Annotated in this window: 19 protein-coding genes; all 19 read left to right on the top strand. The window is 43.9% G+C overall.

Annotated elements, in window-relative coordinates; genetic code table 11:
• The first annotated feature begins 69 nt into the window (after nt 1-69).
• The 19 genes from CVD23_RS02505 to fliI all read left to right on the top strand — a co-directional run bounded on the left by CVD23_RS02505 (nt 70) and on the right by fliI (nt 20,569).
• Nucleotides 70-837 carry a ribonuclease HII gene (locus tag CVD23_RS02505; protein ID WP_101665091.1) on the top strand — a complete coding sequence of 256 codons (768 nt, stop codon included), beginning with the start codon at nt 70-72 and terminating at the stop codon, nt 835-837.
• A gap of 18 nt (nt 838-855) precedes the next feature.
• Nucleotides 856-2,772: a hypothetical protein gene (locus CVD23_RS02500; RefSeq protein WP_101665090.1), complete on the top strand. Its 1,917-nt coding sequence runs from the start codon at nt 856-858 to the stop codon at nt 2,770-2,772.
• Nucleotides 2,769-3,050: an EscU/YscU/HrcU family type III secretion system export apparatus switch protein gene (locus CVD23_RS02495; protein WP_101576604.1), complete on the top strand. Its 282-nt coding sequence runs from the start codon at nt 2,769-2,771 to the stop codon at nt 3,048-3,050. The genes CVD23_RS02500 and CVD23_RS02495 overlap by 4 nt, the downstream gene beginning before the upstream one ends.
• A gap of 266 nt (nt 3,051-3,316) precedes the next feature.
• The gene (gene sucC, locus CVD23_RS02490) at nt 3,317-4,474 is read left to right on the top strand and encodes an ADP-forming succinate--CoA ligase subunit beta (RefSeq protein ID WP_101665089.1); all 1,158 of its coding nucleotides are present in this window, start codon (nt 3,317-3,319) and stop codon (nt 4,472-4,474) included.
• Nucleotides 4,475-4,496: 22 nt separating this feature from the next.
• Nucleotides 4,497-5,399 carry a succinate--CoA ligase subunit alpha gene (gene sucD, locus CVD23_RS02485; RefSeq protein WP_101665088.1) on the top strand — a complete coding sequence of 301 codons (903 nt, stop codon included), beginning with the start codon at nt 4,497-4,499 and terminating at the stop codon, nt 5,397-5,399.
• 141 nt (nt 5,400-5,540) lie between these two features.
• On the top strand, nt 5,541-6,413 hold the full coding sequence (gene dprA, locus CVD23_RS02480; RefSeq protein ID WP_101665087.1) for a DNA-processing protein DprA: 873 nt from the start codon (nt 5,541-5,543) through the stop codon (nt 6,411-6,413).
• A 280-nt stretch (nt 6,414-6,693) separates the two neighbouring features.
• The gene (gene topA, locus CVD23_RS02475) at nt 6,694-8,769 is read left to right on the top strand and encodes a type I DNA topoisomerase (protein WP_101665086.1); all 2,076 of its coding nucleotides are present in this window, start codon (nt 6,694-6,696) and stop codon (nt 8,767-8,769) included.
• 235 nt (nt 8,770-9,004) lie between these two features.
• Nucleotides 9,005-10,309, top strand: coding sequence for an FADH(2)-oxidizing methylenetetrahydrofolate--tRNA-(uracil(54)-C(5))-methyltransferase TrmFO (gene trmFO / locus CVD23_RS02470; RefSeq protein ID WP_101665085.1), 1,305 nt, complete (start codon nt 9,005-9,007; stop codon nt 10,307-10,309).
• 62 nt (nt 10,310-10,371) lie between these two features.
• A complete protein-coding gene (gene xerC / locus CVD23_RS02465; RefSeq protein ID WP_101665084.1) occupies nt 10,372-11,274 on the top strand; it encodes a tyrosine recombinase XerC in 903 nt (300 codons plus the stop codon).
• A gap of 23 nt (nt 11,275-11,297) precedes the next feature.
• Complete coding sequence (hslV, locus tag CVD23_RS02460; protein WP_101576611.1) at nt 11,298-11,840, top strand: ATP-dependent protease subunit HslV; 543 nt, start codon at nt 11,298-11,300, stop codon at nt 11,838-11,840.
• 19 nt (nt 11,841-11,859) lie between these two features.
• Nucleotides 11,860-13,266, top strand: coding sequence for an HslU--HslV peptidase ATPase subunit (gene hslU, locus CVD23_RS02455; RefSeq protein WP_101665083.1), 1,407 nt, complete (start codon nt 11,860-11,862; stop codon nt 13,264-13,266).
• Nucleotides 13,267-13,399: 133 nt separating this feature from the next.
• Nucleotides 13,400-14,179, top strand: a complete 780-nt coding sequence (gene codY, locus CVD23_RS02450; protein WP_101576613.1) for a GTP-sensing pleiotropic transcriptional regulator CodY — start codon at nt 13,400-13,402, stop codon at nt 14,177-14,179.
• A 446-nt stretch (nt 14,180-14,625) separates the two neighbouring features.
• Nucleotides 14,626-15,021, top strand: a complete 396-nt coding sequence (gene flgB / locus CVD23_RS02445; protein ID WP_101576614.1) for a flagellar basal body rod protein FlgB — start codon at nt 14,626-14,628, stop codon at nt 15,019-15,021.
• Nucleotides 15,022-15,023: 2 nt separating this feature from the next.
• Nucleotides 15,024-15,482: a flagellar basal body rod protein FlgC gene (gene flgC, locus CVD23_RS02440; RefSeq protein ID WP_101576615.1), complete on the top strand. Its 459-nt coding sequence runs from the start codon at nt 15,024-15,026 to the stop codon at nt 15,480-15,482.
• 12 nt (nt 15,483-15,494) lie between these two features.
• Complete coding sequence (gene fliE, locus CVD23_RS02435) at nt 15,495-15,800, top strand: flagellar hook-basal body complex protein FliE (RefSeq protein WP_101576616.1); 306 nt, start codon at nt 15,495-15,497, stop codon at nt 15,798-15,800.
• 78 nt (nt 15,801-15,878) lie between these two features.
• Nucleotides 15,879-17,471 (top strand): flagellar basal-body MS-ring/collar protein FliF, encoded by a 1,593-nt coding sequence (gene fliF, locus CVD23_RS02430; RefSeq protein ID WP_101665082.1) that lies wholly within the window; start codon nt 15,879-15,881, stop codon nt 17,469-17,471.
• A gap of 11 nt (nt 17,472-17,482) precedes the next feature.
• Entirely contained in the window at nt 17,483-18,499 is a 1,017-nt protein-coding gene (fliG, locus tag CVD23_RS02425) for a flagellar motor switch protein FliG (RefSeq protein ID WP_101576618.1), read from the top strand.
• Entirely contained in the window at nt 18,483-19,250 is a 768-nt protein-coding gene (gene fliH, locus CVD23_RS02420; protein WP_257987885.1) for a flagellar assembly protein FliH, read from the top strand. The genes fliG and fliH overlap by 17 nt, the downstream gene beginning before the upstream one ends.
• Entirely contained in the window at nt 19,250-20,569 is a 1,320-nt protein-coding gene (gene fliI / locus CVD23_RS02415; RefSeq protein WP_101665080.1) for a flagellar protein export ATPase FliI, read from the top strand. Before fliH ends, fliI begins: the two co-directional genes overlap by 1 nt.
• The last annotated feature ends 3 nt before the right edge of the window (nt 20,570-20,572 follow it).

The following is a 20,572-nucleotide window of genomic DNA, read 5'->3' as shown; positions in this document are numbered from 1 at the left end:
ATTTCACTTACTATAAATAAAGTCTTGATAAATCCGATACATAAAGTAACACGATTGAAGGAGTCGTTTATGAAGAACCTTACAATAGCTGAGATCGAGAAGAAGCTATTTCACCTGAAGAGACCGCCAAGAACTTTCATCAATCATCTGAAAGAGGATGATCGGGCTGGTGTTCAAGTGTTATTAGCAAAATGGCTCCGGCTTGAAGAACAAAAAAAACTCGCCCAGAAAAAATTCGCCTTAATGAGTCAACATGAAAAAAGAATACATAGCGAAGGTTTTCAATTGATTGCCGGGATTGACGAGGTTGGCAGAGGTCCGCTTGCCGGCCCTGTGGTGGCAGCAGCCGTCATATTGCCGGACGATTTTTATTTGCCCGGTATCGATGATTCGAAAAAGCTGACGGAGCAAAAAAGAGAGGAATATGATGAATATATCCGCTCGTATGCAGTGAATATCGGGATAGGAAGAATTGAAGCGGAGGAAATAGATCGGATTAACATATACGAAGCGACGAAAAAGGCGATGCTGTCCGCAGTCGCTCAATTAAATCCGAAGCCGGATTATTTGTTGATTGATGCGGTAAAACTCGAAACTCCGTATCCATATGAGGCAATTATTAAAGGCGATGGCAGCAGTATGACAATCGCAGCAGCCTCGATTGTCGCGAAAGTGTATAGAGACAGGCTTATGAAAGAGGCGAGCATACAATATCCCCACTACCATTTTTCAAAAAATATGGGATACGGTACAAAGGAACATCTCGAAGCGATCCAAACATACGGAATTTCTCCATATCATCGAAAAAGCTTTGCACCCGTAAGGGACTGGAAATAAGAAGAAAGGGGTGGCGGCATGGAACCGGCAAATTTGATTCAGTCGTTGTTGAGGCAGGAAACACTATCCGCACATAAATCGACAAGCTTTAAGCCCGGACAAATCGTCCAGGGGAAGTTGATAAAACTTTTTCCGAACCAGACAGCCGAAGTCCTGATCGGTACACAAAAAGTGATTGCCCAGCTTGAAGCCCCGCTATCTGCCAATGATCGCTATTGGTTTCAGGTCCAGCCCGGTGAAGGGAAAGTACATTTAAAGGTTTTGCTGCCTGGATTAGATTCGGGGGGACGGTCTCCAGCAACGCTGGAAGGAATCTTAAACAGTTTGTCACTTCCGGCAACAAAAGAAAACATCGAGATCGTCCGCTTCTTTTTGAAGGAGCAGCTGCCAATCACAAAAGAAGTCCTAAACAGCGCAGCCCTATGGATAAAAGACTCGAAAAGTTTTGATGACGGGCTTGAAACGCTCAAACAAATGGTCGTGAAGGAGCTGCCTTTCGTAAAAGGAGTTTTTACCGCCCTAACCTCCATTCAAAAAAATGAATCGCTTCATTCAATCTTGCACAAGCTGGCAGACGAATTGGAAAATACACAGCCTACTCAAGTCAGCCAACAGTTGAAGTCCATCCTTACTCAACTCGTTTCGAACCTAAAAGAAAAAACGGCAGCAGCCGGACTCGAGTTGGTTGGCAAAGAGTGGCTTCATGCGAAAAGTGATAGTTCACCAGCCTTCAAAATTTTGCAGGCGGTTGGTATCTTTCCGGCCCCAGCAACCGAGCAGGAAGTAATCGAAACAGGGCTTGCTGATTTTTCAAAAAAGCCTATTCTGGCTGGGCAAAGTCGATTCCTGCAAAGAACGATAGCATTGCTTAGTGATCTTTATCGAAATCTGGAGGCTAATCATTCACAAGCGGTCCACGAAGTTGTTGCGCAGCTTGAAAAACTGGCTGCCGGCGAGAAGAAGCCGCTAGATACGAGTCCCCAGTCAGTCAGGCTGCAGAATCTTGTAAGCGAGCACCTTTCCCAGGGCCAGCAAACCATGAAAAATCATGCCGGTTTAATCAGGAATATTCTCGATACCTTTATCCAAACTGCTGAACAGCGAGACGCTGTTAAAGCAGCAGATATTTTAGCCGTTTTCTCCGAAGTGAACAAAATCCAAACAGGTCGCGAACAGCTTAGCGCGCTGCTCAGCACTGATATAAATGAGCAGCCATTACCTTTTTCAATACAAGAAAAGAACTTAATCGAGCAAATAACAACCACGATTGGACACAAATTGCCAAATTGGGAAGAGGGGGACAATATTGTCCGCCAGCTGAAGGATCTAATTCGGACAATTGGCTTTGGCCACGAATATGAGCTGACAGAATGGCTGAAAAATCCGAATCAGCTAAGCCGCGAAAAAATAGAATCTTTAAAGCCGCTGCTTTTACAATTTTTAAATGAACAGTCACCCACGGCTGCTAAGGAGGCTGCTGAACAAGTATTAAACCGGATCACCGGCTTGCAGGTGCTGGCACAGGAAGCCGGCCCCCTCCAGCAATTTGTCGTTCAGGTGCCGATTTCTTTTTGGGACAGAACGACGGACTTAACGATGCAATGGAGTGGAAGAAATAACGAAGACGGGACGATTGACCCGAATTTTTGCAGGGTGTTATTTTACTTGCAGTTAGAGCACTTGGACGAAACGATCGTTGATATGCAGGTCCAAAACAGGGTCTTAAATATTTCAATTATAAACAGCACATCCGGCCTAAGGGAGCTGGCGCAGCCGTTTATCCAGCCATTGAAGACAAAGCTTCAGGAGCTTGACTACCAGCTGTCTTCGATTCAATTCGAACAGCCGGCCAAAACAGACGGGTCGTTATTTTCAAAAAAAGTCGGTCCTGTTTATGATCCGCAGCAATATAAAGGGGTCGATGTGAGAATATGAAAAATAACGGGAAATATGTCAGAACGGCTGCGATTGCGCTTGGTTACGATCAAAGCAAGCACGACGCTCCAAAGGTATTGGCAAAAGGAAAAGGCAAGATTGCTGAAAATATTCTTGAAAAAGCAAAGGAAAATAATGTGCCGGTCCAGGAAGACCCAAGCCTTGTCGAGCTTTTAAGCGAACTTGATATAAATGAGCGAATCCCCGAACAGCTTTACGGTGCTGTCGCCGAAGTATTTGCCTTCATTTACCGGACAGACCGCGCAGCCGGAAAATAAAAAATCGAACCAAAAATGGTTCGATTTTTTTGTCGAACGCACTTAAACCTCAAGATTATATTAGAAAAATTTCTTTTTGCCAGAATAGTAGATTGCTTTCTGATAAAGGTTCGTATTTTCCGAATTTTAAAAAGACATATAATATTTTTGCCATAATGCTAGACAAGGTATGTGTCATTTAATAAAATGAAAGCGCAGTCTAATTTTTGTAAATTTGAAGCAGAGCGTCTTGACCAGCGCAGCTGCCAGATCAAAGGAGGATGGAAATGAATATACATGAGTACCAGGGTAAGGAAGTCCTCAGAAAATACGGGGTATCGGTTCCGAATGGAAAGGTTGCTTTTACAGTAGAAGAAGCCGTAAAAGCGGCAGAAGAACTTGGCACTGCTGTTTGTGTTGTTAAAGCGCAAATCCATGCCGGTGGACGCGGAAAAGCCGGCGGCGTTAAAGTAGCGAAGAACCTGGAGGAAGTCCGTACATACGCGAACGAAATTTTAGGGAAAACACTGGTGACACACCAAACAGGTCCCGAGGGCAAAGAAGTTAAGCGTTTGCTGATAGAAGAAGGCTGTGATATTAAGAAAGAGTACTATATTGGTCTAGTATTGGACCGTGCTACTTCGAGAGTCGTGTTAATGGCATCTGAAGAGGGCGGCACTGAAATCGAAGAAGTAGCGGAGAGAACTCCCGAGAAAATTTTCAAGGAGGAAATCGACCCTGTTGTCGGCTTAACCGCATTCCAGGCGCGTCGCATTGCCTTTAATATTAACATTCCTAACGAGCTTGTTGGCCAGGCCGTTAAATTTATGATGGGGCTCTACCAAGCTTTTGTCGAAAAGGATTGCTCCATTGCTGAAATAAACCCGCTTGTTGTAACAGGTGACGGAAAAGTTATGGCGCTCGATGCAAAATTAAACTTTGATGCAAATGCTTTATACCGTCAAAAAGATATTTTGGAATACCGCGATCTTGAAGAAGAAGATCCAAAAGAAATCGAAGCCTCCAAATACGATCTTAGCTATATTTCCCTTGATGGAAATATCGGCTGCATGGTTAACGGGGCAGGGCTGGCAATGGCAACGATGGATATTGTCAAGCATTATGGCGGAGACCCGGCCAACTTCCTTGATGTCGGGGGTGGCGCGACTGCCGAAAAGGTAACGGAAGCTTTCAAAATTATCCTTTCTGATCCAAACGTAAAAGGTATTTTCGTCAATATCTTCGGCGGAATCATGAAATGTGACATTATTGCGTCAGGTGTAGTTGAAGCTGCAAAGCAAGTAGGTTTAGAAGTTCCTCTGGTTGTTCGGTTGGAAGGAACAAATGTTGATTTAGGAAAGCAGATTCTGAATGAATCCGGCTTGAATATCATTGCAGCTGAATCGATGGCTGATGGCGCACAAAAAATCGTTTCATTAGTATAACGGGAAGAAAGGAGAATGAAAGTTGAGCGTATTTATAAATAAAGATACTAAAGTCATTGTGCAGGGAATCACTGGTTCAACAGCCCTTTTTCATACAAAACAAATGCTGGAATATGGGACAAATATCGTTGGCGGTGTTACTCCCGGGAAGGGAGGCAGCGAAGTCGAGGGTGTGCCGGTATACAATACGGTTGATCAGGCCGTTAAGGCAACAGGTGCAAATGCTTCCGTTATTTATGTACCAGCACCGTTTGCAGCTGATGCCATTTTAGAAGCGGTTGATGCAGAGCTTGATTTAGTTATTTGTATTACCGAGCATATTCCTGTCCTTGATATGGTTAAAGTAAAAAGGTATATGGAAGGCAGAAAAACTCGACTTGTCGGACCGAACTGTCCCGGAGTTATTACTCCAGATGAGTGTAAAATCGGGATCATGCCCGGCTATATTCATACAAAAGGGCATGTCGGCGTTGTTTCCCGTTCAGGAACGTTAACGTATGAAGCTGTTCACCAGCTGTCCCAGGCAGGTATTGGACAATCGACTGCTGTGGGGATTGGCGGAGACCCTGTCAATGGCACGAACTTTATTGATGTGTTAAAAGCTTTCAATGAAGACCCGGAAACATATGCAGTTATTATGATCGGTGAAATCGGCGGAACAGCCGAAGAAGAAGCGGCACAATGGGTGAAAGCCAATATGACAAAGCCTGTCGTCGGCTTTATTGGCGGCCGCACAGCACCGCCGGGCAAACGGATGGGCCATGCAGGTGCGATTATTTCCGGCGGAAAAGGTACTGCTGATGAGAAAATCCGCGTCATGAACGAATGTGGAATCCAGGTGGCAGAAACTCCGTCAGTGATGGGTGAAACTTTGATCAAGGTTCTTCAGGAAAAAGGCCTTTATGACCAATGTAAAACCCATTAGGTCTTCGCCTGCCTGTAGTTGCATGCATTCTGGTTGCAACGGCGTACTAACAGCCCGCGCAATTTAGTTTTATTCATCTTTCAAGTCCCTCTTTTAGAGGGACTATTTCTCATATTTATGACAACTTTAGGAGGTTTATTAATGGATGATTTTAAATTAAAGCTTATCCATTTGCACCATTGCCGCGGCATCAGCTGGACGCACATTTACCGCTTACTGAAAACAGATCCCGATTTGAAATCTATTTATGATTTAGCATGGCACAGCAACAAATATCTACATCTTCCCACCCCCGATTTCAACCAAGCGTTAACCGACCTCCATTCCAATGCCATCCTTGAACAAATTCACCGCTATCGTGAAAACAATATCCATGCGATTACCTTATTTGATACAGAATATCCCCTGCTTTTAAAAGAAATTTACCAACCGCCCTGGATTTTATATATTAAAGGCAATCCTGCGCTCCTAAATGCAAAAAAATTATTGGCCGTAGTTGGTTCACGGGAAATCACAGAGTATGGAAGAAAGGCGATTCACAGCTTATTTCCACCGTTAATTAACAAGGGCATCACGATTGTGAGCGGACTTGCTAAAGGAGTGGATACTTTAGCTCATTCGGCAGCAATGAAAAACGGAGGAAGTACGATTGGAGTGATTGGCGGGGGCGTGTATCATATATATCCGAAAGAAAACCAGCCTCTTGCTTTGGAAATGATGAAATCCCAGCTTATTGTCTCCGAGCATCCTCCTAATACAAAGCCTGCACGCTGGCATTTTCCTCATCGAAACCGGATCATTAGCGGTCTTTCACATGGCACTTTAATTGTTGAAGCGAAAAGAAAGAGCGGTTCGCTGATTACAGCAAACTTTGCAGTGAATGAGGGAAGGGAAGTTTTTGCGGTTCCCGGAAGCATTCTCAGTCCTAATTCTGCGGGGACAAATGACTTAATCCAGCAGGGAGCCAAGCTTGTGAAAACAGCGGATGATATACTCGAAGAGTTCAAGTCATGACAAGTTTACGAATTATTTTAGCGATGCCGTTATATGCTGTAAAAACCGTTCATTTTTTTAATAAATTTTCTCGGCTTTGAAAATAATTCTTCAAAAAGCTTGAAATTATTTCAAATCTGTTATACATTTTGCAACAGGTGTTTGTAAAATAGTTGTTGAGCGATTTTTTAACTTTTTCATCTAAAATTAGTTGTCTAAGAACAAAACTGTTTTGACAACAAGACCATTTTACACAATAATATAGATAATTTATCAATCCCCTCTCAAGGAGGACTAGTGGATGTCAGAGTTTTTAGTAATCGTTGAATCGCCAGCCAAGGCTAAAACGATAGAAAAATATTTAGGGAAAAAATATAAAGTTAGAGCATCCATGGGGCATGTGCGCGATTTGCCCAAGAGTCAAATGGGTGTAAATATAGAGAACCAATTTGAGCCAAAGTACATTACGATCCGTGGAAAAGGACCGGTTTTGAAAGAATTAAAAAGCGCTGCTAAAAAAGCGAAGAAAATATATTTAGCGGCTGACCCTGATCGCGAGGGGGAGGCCATTGCCTGGCATTTGGCGCACAGCCTTGATGTCGATGTCGCATCGGATTGCCGGGTTGTCTTCAATGAAATCACAAAGGATGCCATTAAGGAATCCTTTAAACACCCGAGGCCGATTAACATGGACCTTGTTGACGCCCAGCAGGCGCGCCGAATTTTAGACCGGCTGGTCGGTTACAACATCAGCCCTTTACTATGGAAAAAAGTGAAAAAAGGGCTTAGTGCCGGCCGGGTTCAATCCGTTGCAGTCAGGCTGATTATTGATCGCGAGAAGGAAATCAAAGACTTTGTCCCTGAAGAATATTGGACAATTGGCGGCGAGTTTTTAAAAGGCAAGGATATGTTTGAAGCATCCTTTTACGGGGTAGATGGCAAAAAGCTCGAATTAACATCCGAAGCGGATGTAAAGAATGTTTTAAGCAAGATGAAGGGAAACAAGTTCAAAGTCGTTTCTGTCGTGAAAAAAGAGCGGAGGCGCAACCCGGCACTTCCATTCACTACTTCATCTCTGCAGCAGGAAGCTGCCAGGAAACTGAATTTCAGGGCAAAGAAGACGATGATGCTCGCCCAGCAGCTTTATGAAGGGATTGACCTCGGAAAAGAAGGCACGGTCGGATTAATCACCTATATGAGAACCGACTCGACACGTGTTTCAGAGCTTGCGCAAGCTGAGGCAGCCCAATATATTGAACACGCTTTCGGCAAGGAATATCTTGCCACAGAAAAACGAAAAGAAAAAAAACAGACAAATGCACAGGATGCGCACGAGGCGGTCCGCCCGACAAGCACACTGCGTGGACCTGGTGAATTAAAAGAATATTTATCGCGTGACCAGCTTCGCCTGTACAAACTGATCTGGGACCGCTTTGTCGCAAGCCAGATGGCACCGGCTGTTATGGATACGATGAGTGTAGATTTGAAAAATGGTGATGTAACGTTTCGGGCAACCGGGTCTAAAGTAAAATTCGCCGGATTCATGAAAGTATATGTAGAAGGATCCGATGATCAAACGGAAGAGCGGGATAATATGCTTCCGGACTTACGAGAAGGCGATGAAGTGTTGAAAAAGGATCTTGATTCGAAACAGCATTTCACCCAGCCGCCGCCGCGCTATACGGAAGCAAGGCTTGTGAGAACCCTTGAAGAATTGGGAATCGGCCGCCCGTCCACCTATGCTCCAACCCTGGACACAATCCAAAAAAGGGGATATGTCGCTCTCGACAATAAACGCTTTATCCCGACCGAGCTTGGTGAAATCGTGCTTGAATTGATTCTCGAGTTTTTCCCGGAAATTCTCGACGTTGAATTTACTGCGAAAATGGAGCAAGATCTTGATGATGTCGAAGACGGAAAAATAAAATGGGTTGATATTATTGACGATTTCTATTCCGATTTTGCCAAACATCTTGAAAAAGCTGAGCAGGAAATGGAAAAAATCGAAATAAAAGATGAGCCTGCCGGAGAGGATTGTGAAAACTGCGGCAGTCCAATGGTTTTCAAGATGGGCCGCTATGGCAAATTTATGGCGTGCAGCAATTTCCCTGATTGCCGCAATACAAAGCCGATTGTCAAAGATATCGGTGTAAAGTGTCCGAAGTGTAAAGAAGGTAATATAATAGAAAGAAAAAGCAAAAAGCGGAGAATTTTTTATGGCTGTGACCGCTTTCCGGAATGCGACTTTATTTCATGGGATAAGCCACTGCCGCGCAACTGTCCAAAATGCGACCATTTGCTTGTTGAAAAGAAGCTGAAAAAAGGCGTTCAGGTGCAATGTATTGAATGTGATTATAAAGAAGAACAGCAACAGTAAGGGTGGGCGCAGTGTCCACTCTTTTCTGTTGTGCTTGTAAAATTCAGGCTTTGCGATCTCAGTTGGAATCATGAAACTTATCAGTTTCCAAAAACGTATAGTATAATCGATACTGAATGTGGCTGATCGTGTCAGTGAACATGATGAATCTTGATGGTATCGCCTTATATTAGGAAAGTTTCTGTCCATATGGTACGATAAATCGCGCATAAGTGAATTTGGAGGTTTAGAAAACATGACTAAAGCAGTAAATGTGATCGGTGCGGGCCTGGCAGGGAGTGAGGCGGCCTGGCAGCTTGCCAAGCGTGGAATAAAGGTGCGCCTTTATGAAATGAGGCCCGTGAAGCAGACTCCGGCCCATCATACAGATAAATTTGCTGAATTGGTTTGCAGCAATTCATTAAGGGCTAATACATTAACTAACGCGGTCGGGGTATTAAAAGAAGAAATGAGAATGCTCGATTCCGTTATCATCAGCTCGGCGGATGAATGTGCGGTTCCAGCTGGAGGTGCGCTTGCCGTTGACCGCCATGAGTTTGCTGCTAAAGTAACCGAACGAGTAAAGAAACATGAAAATGTAATCGTCATGAATGAGGAAGTAACTGAAATCCCCGAAGGCCCGACCATCATTGCAACTGGACCGCTGACAAGCAAGGCTCTATCTGAACAGCTGAGGAGCTTAACAGGGGAAGATGATTTATATTTCTATGATGCGGCAGCGCCAATCATCGAAAAAGACAGTATTGATATGGATAAAGTTTACTTGAAATCACGCTATGACAAAGGCGAAGCGGCTTACTTAAATTGCCCGATGAATGAAGAGGAATTCGACCGTTTTTATGAAGGGCTGATCGGAGCGGAAACGGTGCCGTTACGGGAATTCGAAAAAGAAATCTTCTTTGAAGGGTGCATGCCGATTGAGGTCATGGCTTCGAGGGGGAAAAAGACGATGCTATTCGGCCCAATGAAGCCGGTTGGCCTCGAAGATCCTAAAACAGGGAAGCGGCCATTTGCCGTTGTCCAATTAAGGCAGGATGACGGAGCAGGGACACTTTATAACATTGTCGGTTTCCAAACCCATTTAAAATGGGGGCCGCAAAAAGAGGTAATCCGTTTAATTCCAGGGCTTGAAAATGCGGAAATTGTCCGCTACGGGGTAATGCATAGAAACACATTTATTAACTCCCCGAAAGTATTAAATGCAACGTACCAGTTTAAAAACCGTGCAGATTTATTTTTCGCCGGCCAAATGACCGGGGTAGAAGGCTATGTAGAATCGGCGGCAAGCGGGCTGGTTGCGGGAATAAATGCGGCAAGATATGTGAACGGAAAAGACCCGGTTGAACTCCCACATGAAACGGCAATCGGAAGCATGGCGCGGTACATTACGACCGCCAATCCGGATAATTTTCAGCCCATGAATGCCAACTTCGGCTTGTTCCCGGAACTGGCAGCGAAGATAAAAGCAAAAAAAGAGCGCAATGAGCAGTATGCCGACAGAGCATTAAGAACAATTCAGAACTTTGTGAAAAATTTGTAAATTATATTGCATGAGCTATTCATTTGTGATACGATTTAGTAGCCCTTGTGAGGTGAGCCTTTTTGCAAAAGAATGTGAACGTTTTATTAAAGTTATTTATTGAATATTTACAAGTCGAGAAAAATTACTCACAATATACAGTTGAGCATTATAAACTGGATATTGCAGATTTTTCTTTGTTCATGTCTGAACAAGCCATCCCGGCGCTTGAACAGGTTACATATGTTGATGTCAGGATTTATTTAACCAAACTGTATGAAAGAAAGTTGGCGAGAAAGTCTGTTGCCAGAAAGATTTCGAGTCTAAGAAGCTTTTATAAATTTTTATTAAGGGAAAAGCTTGTTAAAGAGAATCCTTTCTCGCTTGTATCGATTCCCAAAGCAGAGAAACGGCTTCCCGATTTTTTTTATGAAGAAGAAATGGCTGAACTTTTCAAGGCCTGTGACGATTCAAGCTCCCTTGGCCAGCGGAATAAAGCGCTGCTTGAACTGTTATACGGGACCGGGATTCGCGTCAGCGAATGCTGCCAAATCAAATTGAAAGACGTCGACATGGCGGTGTCAACGGTACTGGTGCACGGAAAGGGACATAAAGAAAGATATGTTCCATTTGGAAGTTTTGCACACGATGCCCTGTCGATTTACATACAGGACGGCAGGCACAAGCTTCAGTCCGGGCGGGCTCCCCATGACAATTTGTTTGTTAACTTTCGCGGAGGCCCGCTGACTGCCAGGGGAGTCCGCGAGATTCTGAATACTTTGATTGAAAAATCGGCTTTGACGGGAAAGATTCATCCCCATATGCTCCGCCACAGCTTTGCTACGCATTTATTAAGCAATGGTGCTGATATGCGGACAGTGCAGGAACTGCTTGGGCACGCTTTCTTATCATCGACCCAGGTATATACTCATGTAACAAATGAATACTTGCGAAAAACGTATATGTCCCATCATCCAAGGGCATAGACTCCAAAGGGGAGGATTATATCATGTCACAATTTCACGCAACAACGATTTTTGCCGTTCAACATCAAGGGAAATGTGCAATGGCGGGTGACGGACAAGTTACATTTGGAAACGCTGTAGTGATGAAACACACAGCCAAAAAAGTCCGAAAGCTGTTCAATGGTAAGGTGATAGCCGGTTTCGCCGGCTCGGTCGCAGATGCTTTTACATTGTTTGAAATGTTCGAAGGAAAGCTTGAGGAATTTAACGGAAATCTGCAGCGTGCAGCAGTCGAGCTTGCGAAGCAATGGCGAAGCGATAAGGTGCTAAGAAGGTTGGAGGCGATGCTGATCGTCATGAATGAAAGCGATCTTCTCCTCATTTCCGGAACGGGTGAAGTGATAGAGCCGGATGACGGAATCCTTGCGATCGGTTCGGGCGGAAATTATGCCCTGGCAGCGGGAAGATCCTTGAAGAAATATGCGGGTGATCACCTTTCTGCCCGGGAGATAGCCAGGTCATCTCTGGAAATAGCCGCGGAAATTTGTGTTTATACGAACCATAATATCATCGTAGAAGAGCTATAAAGGGAGGGAGAGCTTTACCATGTCAAAATCCACGAATTTAACACCCCGGCAAATTGTCGATAGGCTGAATCAATATATCATTGGCCAAAAAGATGCGAAAAAAGCGGTAGCTGTTGCGCTAAGGAATCGCTATCGCCGCAGTTTGCTCGATGATAAGCTGCGCGATGAAATTATTCCGAAAAATATTTTGATGATCGGTCCGACCGGGGTCGGAAAGACAGAAATTGCCCGCCGGATCGCGAAGCTTGTCGGCGCTCCGTTTATTAAAGTCGAAGCAACGAAATTTACTGAAGTCGGCTATGTTGGGCGAGATGTTGAATCCATGGTAAGGGACTTGATGGAGACATCTGTCCGTTTAGTAAAAGAAGAAAAAATGCTCAGTGTGAAAGAACGCGCTGAAGAAAATGCTAACCGGCGTTTGATCGAACTCCTTGTTCCATCTGCAAAAAAAGCAACTAGCTATAAAAATCCGCTGGAAATGCTGTTCGGTGGCGGGAATGAGCAGGCTGAGCAAGAAAGCCAGTCATCCGAAGACCAGAATGTGCACGAGCGCAGAAAAATTATCCGTGATAAGCTGGCTTTGGGAGAGCTTGAAAATGAAATGATCACAGTAGAGGTCGATGAACAGCAACCATCAATGTTTGATATGCTGCAGGGCTCGGGTATGGAACAAATGGGCATGAATATGCAGGACGCCCTCAGCAGCTTAATGCCAAAGCGCCGCAAAAAGAGAAAGCTGACTGTTCGGGAAGCGCGCAAGGTGTTAACCAATGAAGAGGCCCAGAAGCTGATTGATATGGACGAAGTTACGTCAGATGCGATTTTTAAGGCTGAACAAGGCGGTATCATCTTCATTGACGAAATCGATAAGATTGCAAGCAAAAACACCGGGGGATCGTCTGCCGATGTATCAAGGGAAGGGGTTCAACGGGATATTTTACCGATCGTTGAAGGATCGACTGTCATGACTAAATATGGCTCTGTCAAAACAGATCATGTACTCTTTATCGCAGCAGGGGCGTTTCATACCGCTAAACCATCAGACCTTATTCCCGAACTTCAAGGACGTTTTCCGATTCGCGTCGAGCTTACAAAGCTGAATGTAGACGATTTTTATAAGATTCTCGTCGAACCGGACAATGCACTTATCAAACAATATGAAGCGCTATTAGCAACAGAGGGTATACAAATAGAATTTTCTGACGATGCTATTCGTAGGATTGCGGAGGTTGCTTTTGAAGTAAATCAAAATACCGATAATATTGGTGCAAGAAGATTGCATACGATATTGGAAAAATTGCTTGAGGATCTTTCATTTGAGGCGCCCGACATCACGATGGAAAAGGTGACAATCACTCCCCAGTATGTCGAGGAGAAGCTCGGGCCTATCTCACGGGATAAGGATTTAAGCCAGTTTATCCTGTAGCAACTATCGTTTAATTGATTTAAGATAGGGTAGGAGACATATCAAGCAAATGGCTTTCAAAAAAGAGGTCAGCCGCGCAGTCGATTCTAAAAAAATAAATAATGATTGTTGGAAGCAATAGGAGGAAGAAACAATGGACTTATTAACAAAAACAAGAAAGATTAATGCAATGCTACAAAGAGCAGCAGGAAAACCGGTAAATTTTAAAGAAATGTCGGAAACGTTAAGCGAAGTCATCGAAGCCAATATTTTCGTGGTCAGCCGCCGAGGCAAGCTGCTCGGTTTTGCGATTAACCAGCAAATTGAAAATGAGCGCATGAAAAAAATGCTTGAAGACCGCCAGTTCCCGGAAGAGTACACAAACAACTTATTCAACGTACAAGAAACCTCTTCAAATCTGGATGTCGAAAGTCAATATACGGCATTTCCAGTCGAAAACCGTGACTTGTTCAGAACCGGTTTAACAACAATTGTTCCGATCATTGGTGGCGGAGAGCGTCTTGGAACATTAATTTTGGCAAGATTGCAGGAACAATTCCATGATGATGATCTCATTTTAGCGGAATATGGCGCAACAGTTGTTGGGATGGAAATCCTTCGTGAAAAAGCGGAAGAAATTGAGGAAGAAGCGCGCAGCAAAGCAGTTGTCCAAATGGCAATCAGCTCTCTATCCTACAGTGAACTCGAAGCAATTGAGCATATTTTTGAAGAATTAAATGGCAGCGAAGGATTGCTTGTCGCTTCGAAAATTGCCGACCGTGTCGGGATTACCCGCTCAGTGATCGTTAACGCGCTCCGCAAGCTTGAAAGTGCCGGAGTGATTGAATCCCGTTCACTCGGTATGAAAGGAACCTATATTAAAGTATTGAACAACAAATTCTTGCTTGAGTTGGAAAAATTGAAATCAAATTAATAATAGCTAAAAAAGCCGGCCCGCGGAAGACCTATTCCGTGGGCCGGCTTTTTTTCATGCAACCGCGCTTGTCGACAATATTATTGCGCAAGTGTTACATTTGTTGCATTTCTATTTTGCAAATAGTGACAAACAGGAAAAATCACACCAACAATTACCACTATTAAATAGGTTAAAATACCTATAACTAAATTGGAAAATTATAATAAAATAAACATAGTTTCGTTGTTTTTTTAACATTTACCAATATGAAAACAATAAAATTAAGTCATTATTTTTTTCTGTGATTTCAAGCGATTTTAAGAAAATGTCGAAAATGGGTATTTAGTCCGATAAAAATTAACCTTTTTAACATAGACATATTATTTCAGTTTCTTTACAATTAAAAATATGATTATACATAATTCGCCATAATCAGCAAAAATTCGCTAGTAGAGGTGCACGAAATGAGTTTATTTTCCAATACAATTTCGACACTGGAAAGTGCTTTGAATTACTCATCTTTAAAACAAAAGGTTATTTCGCAAAATATTGCCAACGTAGATACGCCAAATTACAAAGCGAAAGATGCCAGTTTCAAAGCAACCCTTCAGCAGGCTGTCGACCAATCGATCCATGCATACAGAAGCGATGGACGGCACTATGACTTTAAACAACGACCGCAAACGAATGCAGCTGTTTCGACAAGGCAAAACGTCCAATATAACCATAACGGAAACAGCGTGGACCTGGACAAGGAAATGTCCGATCTGGCGACTAATCAAATTTATTATAATGCGGTGACTGAACGAATTAACGGGAAGTTTTCAACGCTGCAAAACGTGATAAGAGGGGGCAAATAAGCATGTCGATGTTCCATAGTATGAATACAACTTCTTCAGCGCTTACTGCCCAACGCTTAAGAATGGATGTCATTTCATCCAACATGGCAAATGTTGATTCAACGAGGGCCGCGGTGGTGAATGGAGAATGGCAGCCATATCAGCGGAAAATGGTTGTCATGGAGCCAAAGCAAGGCGGATTTTCTTCCTTTTTAAACATGGCAATGAGTAAAGCTGACCAGAAATCGGTTGGAAATGGCGTCAACGTCTCGCGAATTGTTGAAGATGAAACTCCTTTTAAAATGGTTTTTGATCCTGAGCATCCGGATGCAAACGAAGAAGGCTATGTAGCAATGCCGAATGTTGATCCGCTTCGCGAAATGGTTGATTTAATTGGTGCAACCAGATCTTACGAAGCAAATGTAACGGTCTTTAATGCTTCAAAAGGAATGATGATGAAAGCCCTCGAAATCGGGAAATAAGGAGAGAACTAAATGGAGAGTGTTTCTTTTCCTTCTGCAGCCCATATTTTAAAGCCGCAGGAGACAGTAAACCGTACATATACCCCGTATGAAGCGCAGCAAAATTTTTCGGCGATTTTAAAGGAGTCGATTGAAAAAGTAAATGAAGCGCAACAAAAGTCAGATATATTGACCGAAAAACTGGCAAAAGGTGAGAACGTTGACTTGCATCAAGTGATGATTGAATCACAAAAAGCCAGTGTTTCTTTGCAGTTGACCATGGAAATAAGAAACAAAGCGATTGAAGCATACCAGGAAATAATGAGAATGCAAGTTTAATAGTCATACAAGCTAGGAACTTTTAAAGTAGCGGTTATTAGCTGCCTACGCCTAGACAGAATAACCGGGGGAACAAAGATGAACGAATCGTTTCAGCAAAGAATAAATAAAATAAAAGATTACTGGAGCAGCAGAACAAAGAAACAAAGATACTTATTTTTTGGCTCGCTTCTATTTATTGTGATTTTAGCGATAGCCGTATCTGTCCTTGCAACAAGGACTACTCTTGTTCCGCTTTACAGCAACCTTTCCCCTTCCGAGACAGGCGCGATTAAAGAAAGCCTGGATGCCAGGGGAATTCAGTCGGAAATTTCCGACGGAGGAACGACTATCCGTGTGCCCGAAGAATCGGTGGATACGCTTAAAGTCGAACTTGCGGCAGAAGGGATACCAAAATCAGGTAACATTGATTATTCATTTTTCAGCCAGAACGCCGGGATCGGCATGACTGAAAATGAATTTGATGTATTAAAGCTTGACGCAATGCAGACAGAATTAGCCGATCTGATGAAGGGGATTGACGGTGTTAAAGATGCTAAGGTTATGATCAATCTCCCCGAAAAAGGAATATTTGTTTCTGACCAGGCCGACGCTGCTTCAGCTTCTATCGTGTTAAACACTAAACCGGGCTATCAGTTTGAAGAAGCTCAAATCGAATCTCTTTATCATTTAGTTGCAAAAAGCGTTCCAAATCTTCCCACTGATAATATCGTCATTATGAATCAGTTTTTTGAGTATTTTGATTTAAATAATGAAAAAAATTCTTCAGGGGCATCTTTTGCATCCCAGCATGAGATTAAAAAACAGATCGAAAGGGACGTTCAGCGCCAGGTGCAAAATATGCTTGGAACGCTGATGGGACAAGATAAAGTAGTTGTTTCTGTTACTGCTGATATAGACTTCACCCAGGAAAATCGCGAAGAAAACCTCGTAGCTCCTGTTGATGAGGAAAATATGGAAGGAATCGCGATCAGTGCCCAGCGATTGACCGAAACTTTTACCGGAAACGGTGACCAGGCAGGCGGAGTTCTCCAGGGAGAAGACCCGGCAGATGTGGGTGGAACCCAATACCTGGCGGGGCAAGGTGCGAATGGAGATTATGAGCGGGTCGAGGAAACGATCAATAACGAAGTAAACAGAATTCGCAAGGAAATTGTCGAATCTCCATATAAAGTGAGAGACCTGGGCATTCAAGTAATGGTTGAACCGCCGGTTGCGGATGATCCGAATTCACTTCCACAGGACAGGGTTGACGATATTACCCAAATCTTAGGGACGATCGTCCGGACCACGATTAATAAAGATGCCGCACAGCCTGAATTAACAGACGAGTTAATAAATCAGAAGGTAATGGTCTCGGTTCAGCCGTTTAACGGAAAAATAGATTTCGAAGGCGACGCACAACCAGGACTTCCTTGGTGGATTTTTGTTGTAGGCGGTGTATTGCTGGTAATTATCGCGGTCTTAGTCTTCTTGTTTATTCGTTCAAAAAGAAAGCGTGAAGAGGAAGAAGAACTCGTCATCGAAGAAATCATTGCTCCTAATGTGCCGGATGTAAACGAAGAACAGGAAACGGAAAGCAGCTTGAAGAGAAAACAGCTCGAAAAAATGGCAAAAGAAAAACCGGAAGATTTCGCAAAGCTTTTACGGTCATGGATTGCTGAAGATTAGGGGGGACACCAATGGCGAAAAAAGAACAAAAAGAACTAACCGGGAAGCAAAAGGCAGCCATTCTCCTCATTTCCCTCGGTCCTGATGTTTCAGCCTCTGTATATAAGCATTTAAGTGAAGAGGAGATTGAAAAACTCACACTGGAAATCTCGAGTGTCCGTAAAGTGGAATCCCGTGCAAAAGAAGAAATTTTAGAAGAATTTCACAATATTGCGCTTGCCCAGGATTATATTTCCCAGGGTGGAATAGGTTACGCCAAGACGGTTCTCGAAAAAGCGCTTGGATCTGAGCAAGCAGCGGTTATCATTAACCGGCTGACATCCTCTTTACAAGTAAGGCCTTTTGATTTTGCGAGAAAAGCAGATCCTGGCCAAATCTTAAATTTTATTCAAAACGAGCATCCCCAAACGATTTCACTCATCCTTTCCTATTTGGATGCTCCGCAGGCAGGACAAATTCTTTCCGAACTGCCGCAGGAAATGCAAGCGGATGTAGCAAGAAGGATTGCCGTTATGGACAGCACGTCACCGGAGATCATCAATGAAGTGGAACAGATTCTCGAAAGGAAGCTGTCGGCAACAGTGACGCAGGATTATACGCAGACAGGCGGGATTGAAGCGGTTGTTGAAGTTCTTAACGGTGTTGACAGAGCAACCGAACGAACGATTCTCGATGCGCTCGAAATCCAGGATCCAGAACTTGCAGAAGAGATTAAGAAAAGAATGTTTGTCTTTGAAGATATTGTTACACTGGACAACCGTGCAATTCAAAGAGTTATCCGCGATTGTGAAAACGAGGATCTCATGCTTGCGTTAAAGGTATCCAGTGATGAAGTGAAAGAAATCGTCTTTAAAAATATGTCGACACGAATGGTTGAATCCTTTAAAGACGAGATGGAATTTATGGGTCCTGTCCGCCTCCGGGATGTTGAGGAAGCACAATCAAGAATTGTTGCCAATATCCGCCGATTAGAAGAAAGCGGAGAAATCGTCGTCGCTCGCGGCGGGGGAGATGATATTATTGTCTAGGCTTATTAAATCCCATCGAACTGCGGAATTGAACGAGAAAAAAGTAATTTCAATTCGCACGCTTAACAGAAGTGAGCAGGGAATAATCCTTGCACCTGATACTGCAATCGAAGCAGAAAAACGAGCGTTGCTTGCCGATGCTGCGGAACAGGCTCAGAAATTGCTTGCTGCCGCCCGTGCCGAGGCCAGATTCATTCAGGAAGAAATGGACAAGCAAAAAAACGATTGGCAGGAGGAGAAGCAGCTTATTACTGAGCAGGCTGTCCAGCAAGGCTACGAACAAGGTCTCCGTGAGGGCAGGGAAAAAGGATTTGCAGAATATCGCGAATCGATTCATTTTGCTGCAGAACTTGTCGAAGTATCGAAAGCCGATTATCAGCAAAGGGTCGAATCATCCGAACGAACGATTCTGGAACTCGGTATTAAAGTAGCTGAAAAAATTCTCGGCAAAACAATTAGCGATCATGAAGAGGAGTTTATCGGGATCGTCAAACAAGCGGTTAAACAGGCAAGGGATGCCCGTGATGTAGAGCTTCATGTCAACCCGCTCCATTATCAAAACTTGTTGTCGCATAAAGACGAATTGCTGGCGCTTTTCCCTAAGGAAACCAATTTTTATATTTTTCCTGACGATGACTTGAGCGAGGAAAGCTGTTTGATCGAGTCAGCGAATGGCCGCATAGACGCCAGTGTTGACAGTCAGCTTCTTGAAATAAAACAAAAGCTTGTCGAGCTGTTGGAGGGTGAATGATGAAGAAGGCTGCCGACTTAATCGACCATATTGGCGAACTCGATTCATTTAAGCGATATGGAAGGGTAAAGCGGGTAGTTGGGTTAATGATCGAATCCCAGGGGCCCCAAAGCTCAATTGGTGATCTTTGCTATATACATGTCGGCAACAACAGGAAAAAAGTCATTCAGGCGGAAGTTGTCGGCTTTAGAGAAGAAAATGTCATATTGATGCCGTATACAACGGTCCAGGACATATCACCCGGGAGCCTTGTCGAAGCAACGCTGAAACCGCTCGAAATAAAAGTCGGTGCCAGCCTTGTCGGAAGTGTAATCGATTCGCTCGGAATGCCGTTGGATGGATCAGCGCTTACAAAGGGACTGACGGCTGTACCGACTGAACAGGCACCGCCCAATCCAATGAGCAGGCCGCCTATCAATGAAGCAATTGATGTTGGCGTTAGAATGATCGACAGCCTGCTGACAGTCGGGACAGGCCAGCGTATTGGCATCTTCGCCGGAAGCGGAGTTGGGAAAAGCACCCTTCTTGGCATGATCGCCAGGAATACAACCGCGGATTTAAACGTGATCGGCCTGATCGGGGAACGAGGCCGCGAAGTTAGAGAATTCATTGAGCGTGATCTTGGACCTGAAGGGCTGAAAAAGTCAATTGTCGTCGTTGCTACTTCCGATCAACCGGCTCTTATGCGGATAAAGGGTGCGTTCACCGCAACCGCTATCGCTGAATACTTCCGGGATAAAGGTTTAAAGGTGATGCTGATGATGGATTCTGTCACAAGGGTGGCTATGGCGCAGCGCGAGATTGGGCTCGCAGTTGGTGAACCGCCAACAACAAAGGGTTATACGCCATCCGTCTTCGCCGTGTTGCCAAAGCTGCTTGAACGGACCGGTACGAATCAGCATGGTTCAATCACATCGTTTTACACGGTGCTCGTTGATGGCGATGACATGAATGAGCCGATTGCCGATAGCGTCAGGGGAATTCTTGACGGACATTTTGTGCTGGACAGGAACCTCGCCAATAAAGGGCAGTTTCCGGCAGTGGATGTATTAAAAAGCATCAGCCGGATTATGAATTATATCGTCCCGGAACCGCATGTCAAAGCGGCAGAAAGTCTCAGGGAAGCCTTGAGCACTTATATAAATTCAGAGGATTTAATTAATATCGGAGCTTATAAAAAGGGTTCCTCAAAGGAAATTGACACAGCGATCCAGCTTTACCCAAAAATCCTGTCGTTTTTAAAGCAAGGAACACATGAAAAAGTGTCGATGGAGGAAAGTGTCCAGGCCTTATTCCGATTAATGGATGAAGGGGAGTAGCCA

Source organism: Bacillus sp. V33-4 (genome assembly GCF_002860225.1).
Classification (GTDB): domain Bacteria; phylum Bacillota; class Bacilli; order Bacillales; family Cytobacillaceae; genus Bacillus_BJ; species Bacillus_BJ canaveralius.
This window is presented reverse-complemented; position numbering and strand designations above follow the sequence as displayed.

Coding starts and splice junctions, on each gene's coding strand:
- CVD23_RS02495 (WP_101576604.1), top strand. CDS start 2,769: ATGAAAAATAACGGGAAATATGTCAGAACGGCTGCGATTGCGCTTGGT.
- codY (WP_101576613.1), top strand. CDS start 13,400: ATGGACTTATTAACAAAAACAAGAAAGATTAATGCAATGCTACAAAGA.
- dprA (WP_101665087.1), top strand. CDS start 5,541: ATGGATGATTTTAAATTAAAGCTTATCCATTTGCACCATTGCCGCGGC.
- sucC (WP_101665089.1), top strand. CDS start 3,317: ATGAATATACATGAGTACCAGGGTAAGGAAGTCCTCAGAAAATACGGG.
- topA (WP_101665086.1), top strand. CDS start 6,694: ATGTCAGAGTTTTTAGTAATCGTTGAATCGCCAGCCAAGGCTAAAACG.
- fliG (WP_101576618.1), top strand. CDS start 17,483: ATGGCGAAAAAAGAACAAAAAGAACTAACCGGGAAGCAAAAGGCAGCC.
- flgC (WP_101576615.1), top strand. CDS start 15,024: ATGTCGATGTTCCATAGTATGAATACAACTTCTTCAGCGCTTACTGCC.
- trmFO (WP_101665085.1), top strand. CDS start 9,005: ATGACTAAAGCAGTAAATGTGATCGGTGCGGGCCTGGCAGGGAGTGAG.
- fliH (WP_257987885.1), top strand. CDS start 18,483: ATGATATTATTGTCTAGGCTTATTAAATCCCATCGAACTGCGGAATTG.
- fliF (WP_101665082.1), top strand. CDS start 15,879: ATGAACGAATCGTTTCAGCAAAGAATAAATAAAATAAAAGATTACTGG.
- CVD23_RS02500 (WP_101665090.1), top strand. CDS start 856: ATGGAACCGGCAAATTTGATTCAGTCGTTGTTGAGGCAGGAAACACTA.
- fliI (WP_101665080.1), top strand. CDS start 19,250: ATGAAGAAGGCTGCCGACTTAATCGACCATATTGGCGAACTCGATTCA.
- hslU (WP_101665083.1), top strand. CDS start 11,860: ATGTCAAAATCCACGAATTTAACACCCCGGCAAATTGTCGATAGGCTG.
- fliE (WP_101576616.1), top strand. CDS start 15,495: ATGGAGAGTGTTTCTTTTCCTTCTGCAGCCCATATTTTAAAGCCGCAG.
- CVD23_RS02505 (WP_101665091.1), top strand. CDS start 70: ATGAAGAACCTTACAATAGCTGAGATCGAGAAGAAGCTATTTCACCTG.
- hslV (WP_101576611.1), top strand. CDS start 11,298: ATGTCACAATTTCACGCAACAACGATTTTTGCCGTTCAACATCAAGGG.
- flgB (WP_101576614.1), top strand. CDS start 14,626: ATGAGTTTATTTTCCAATACAATTTCGACACTGGAAAGTGCTTTGAAT.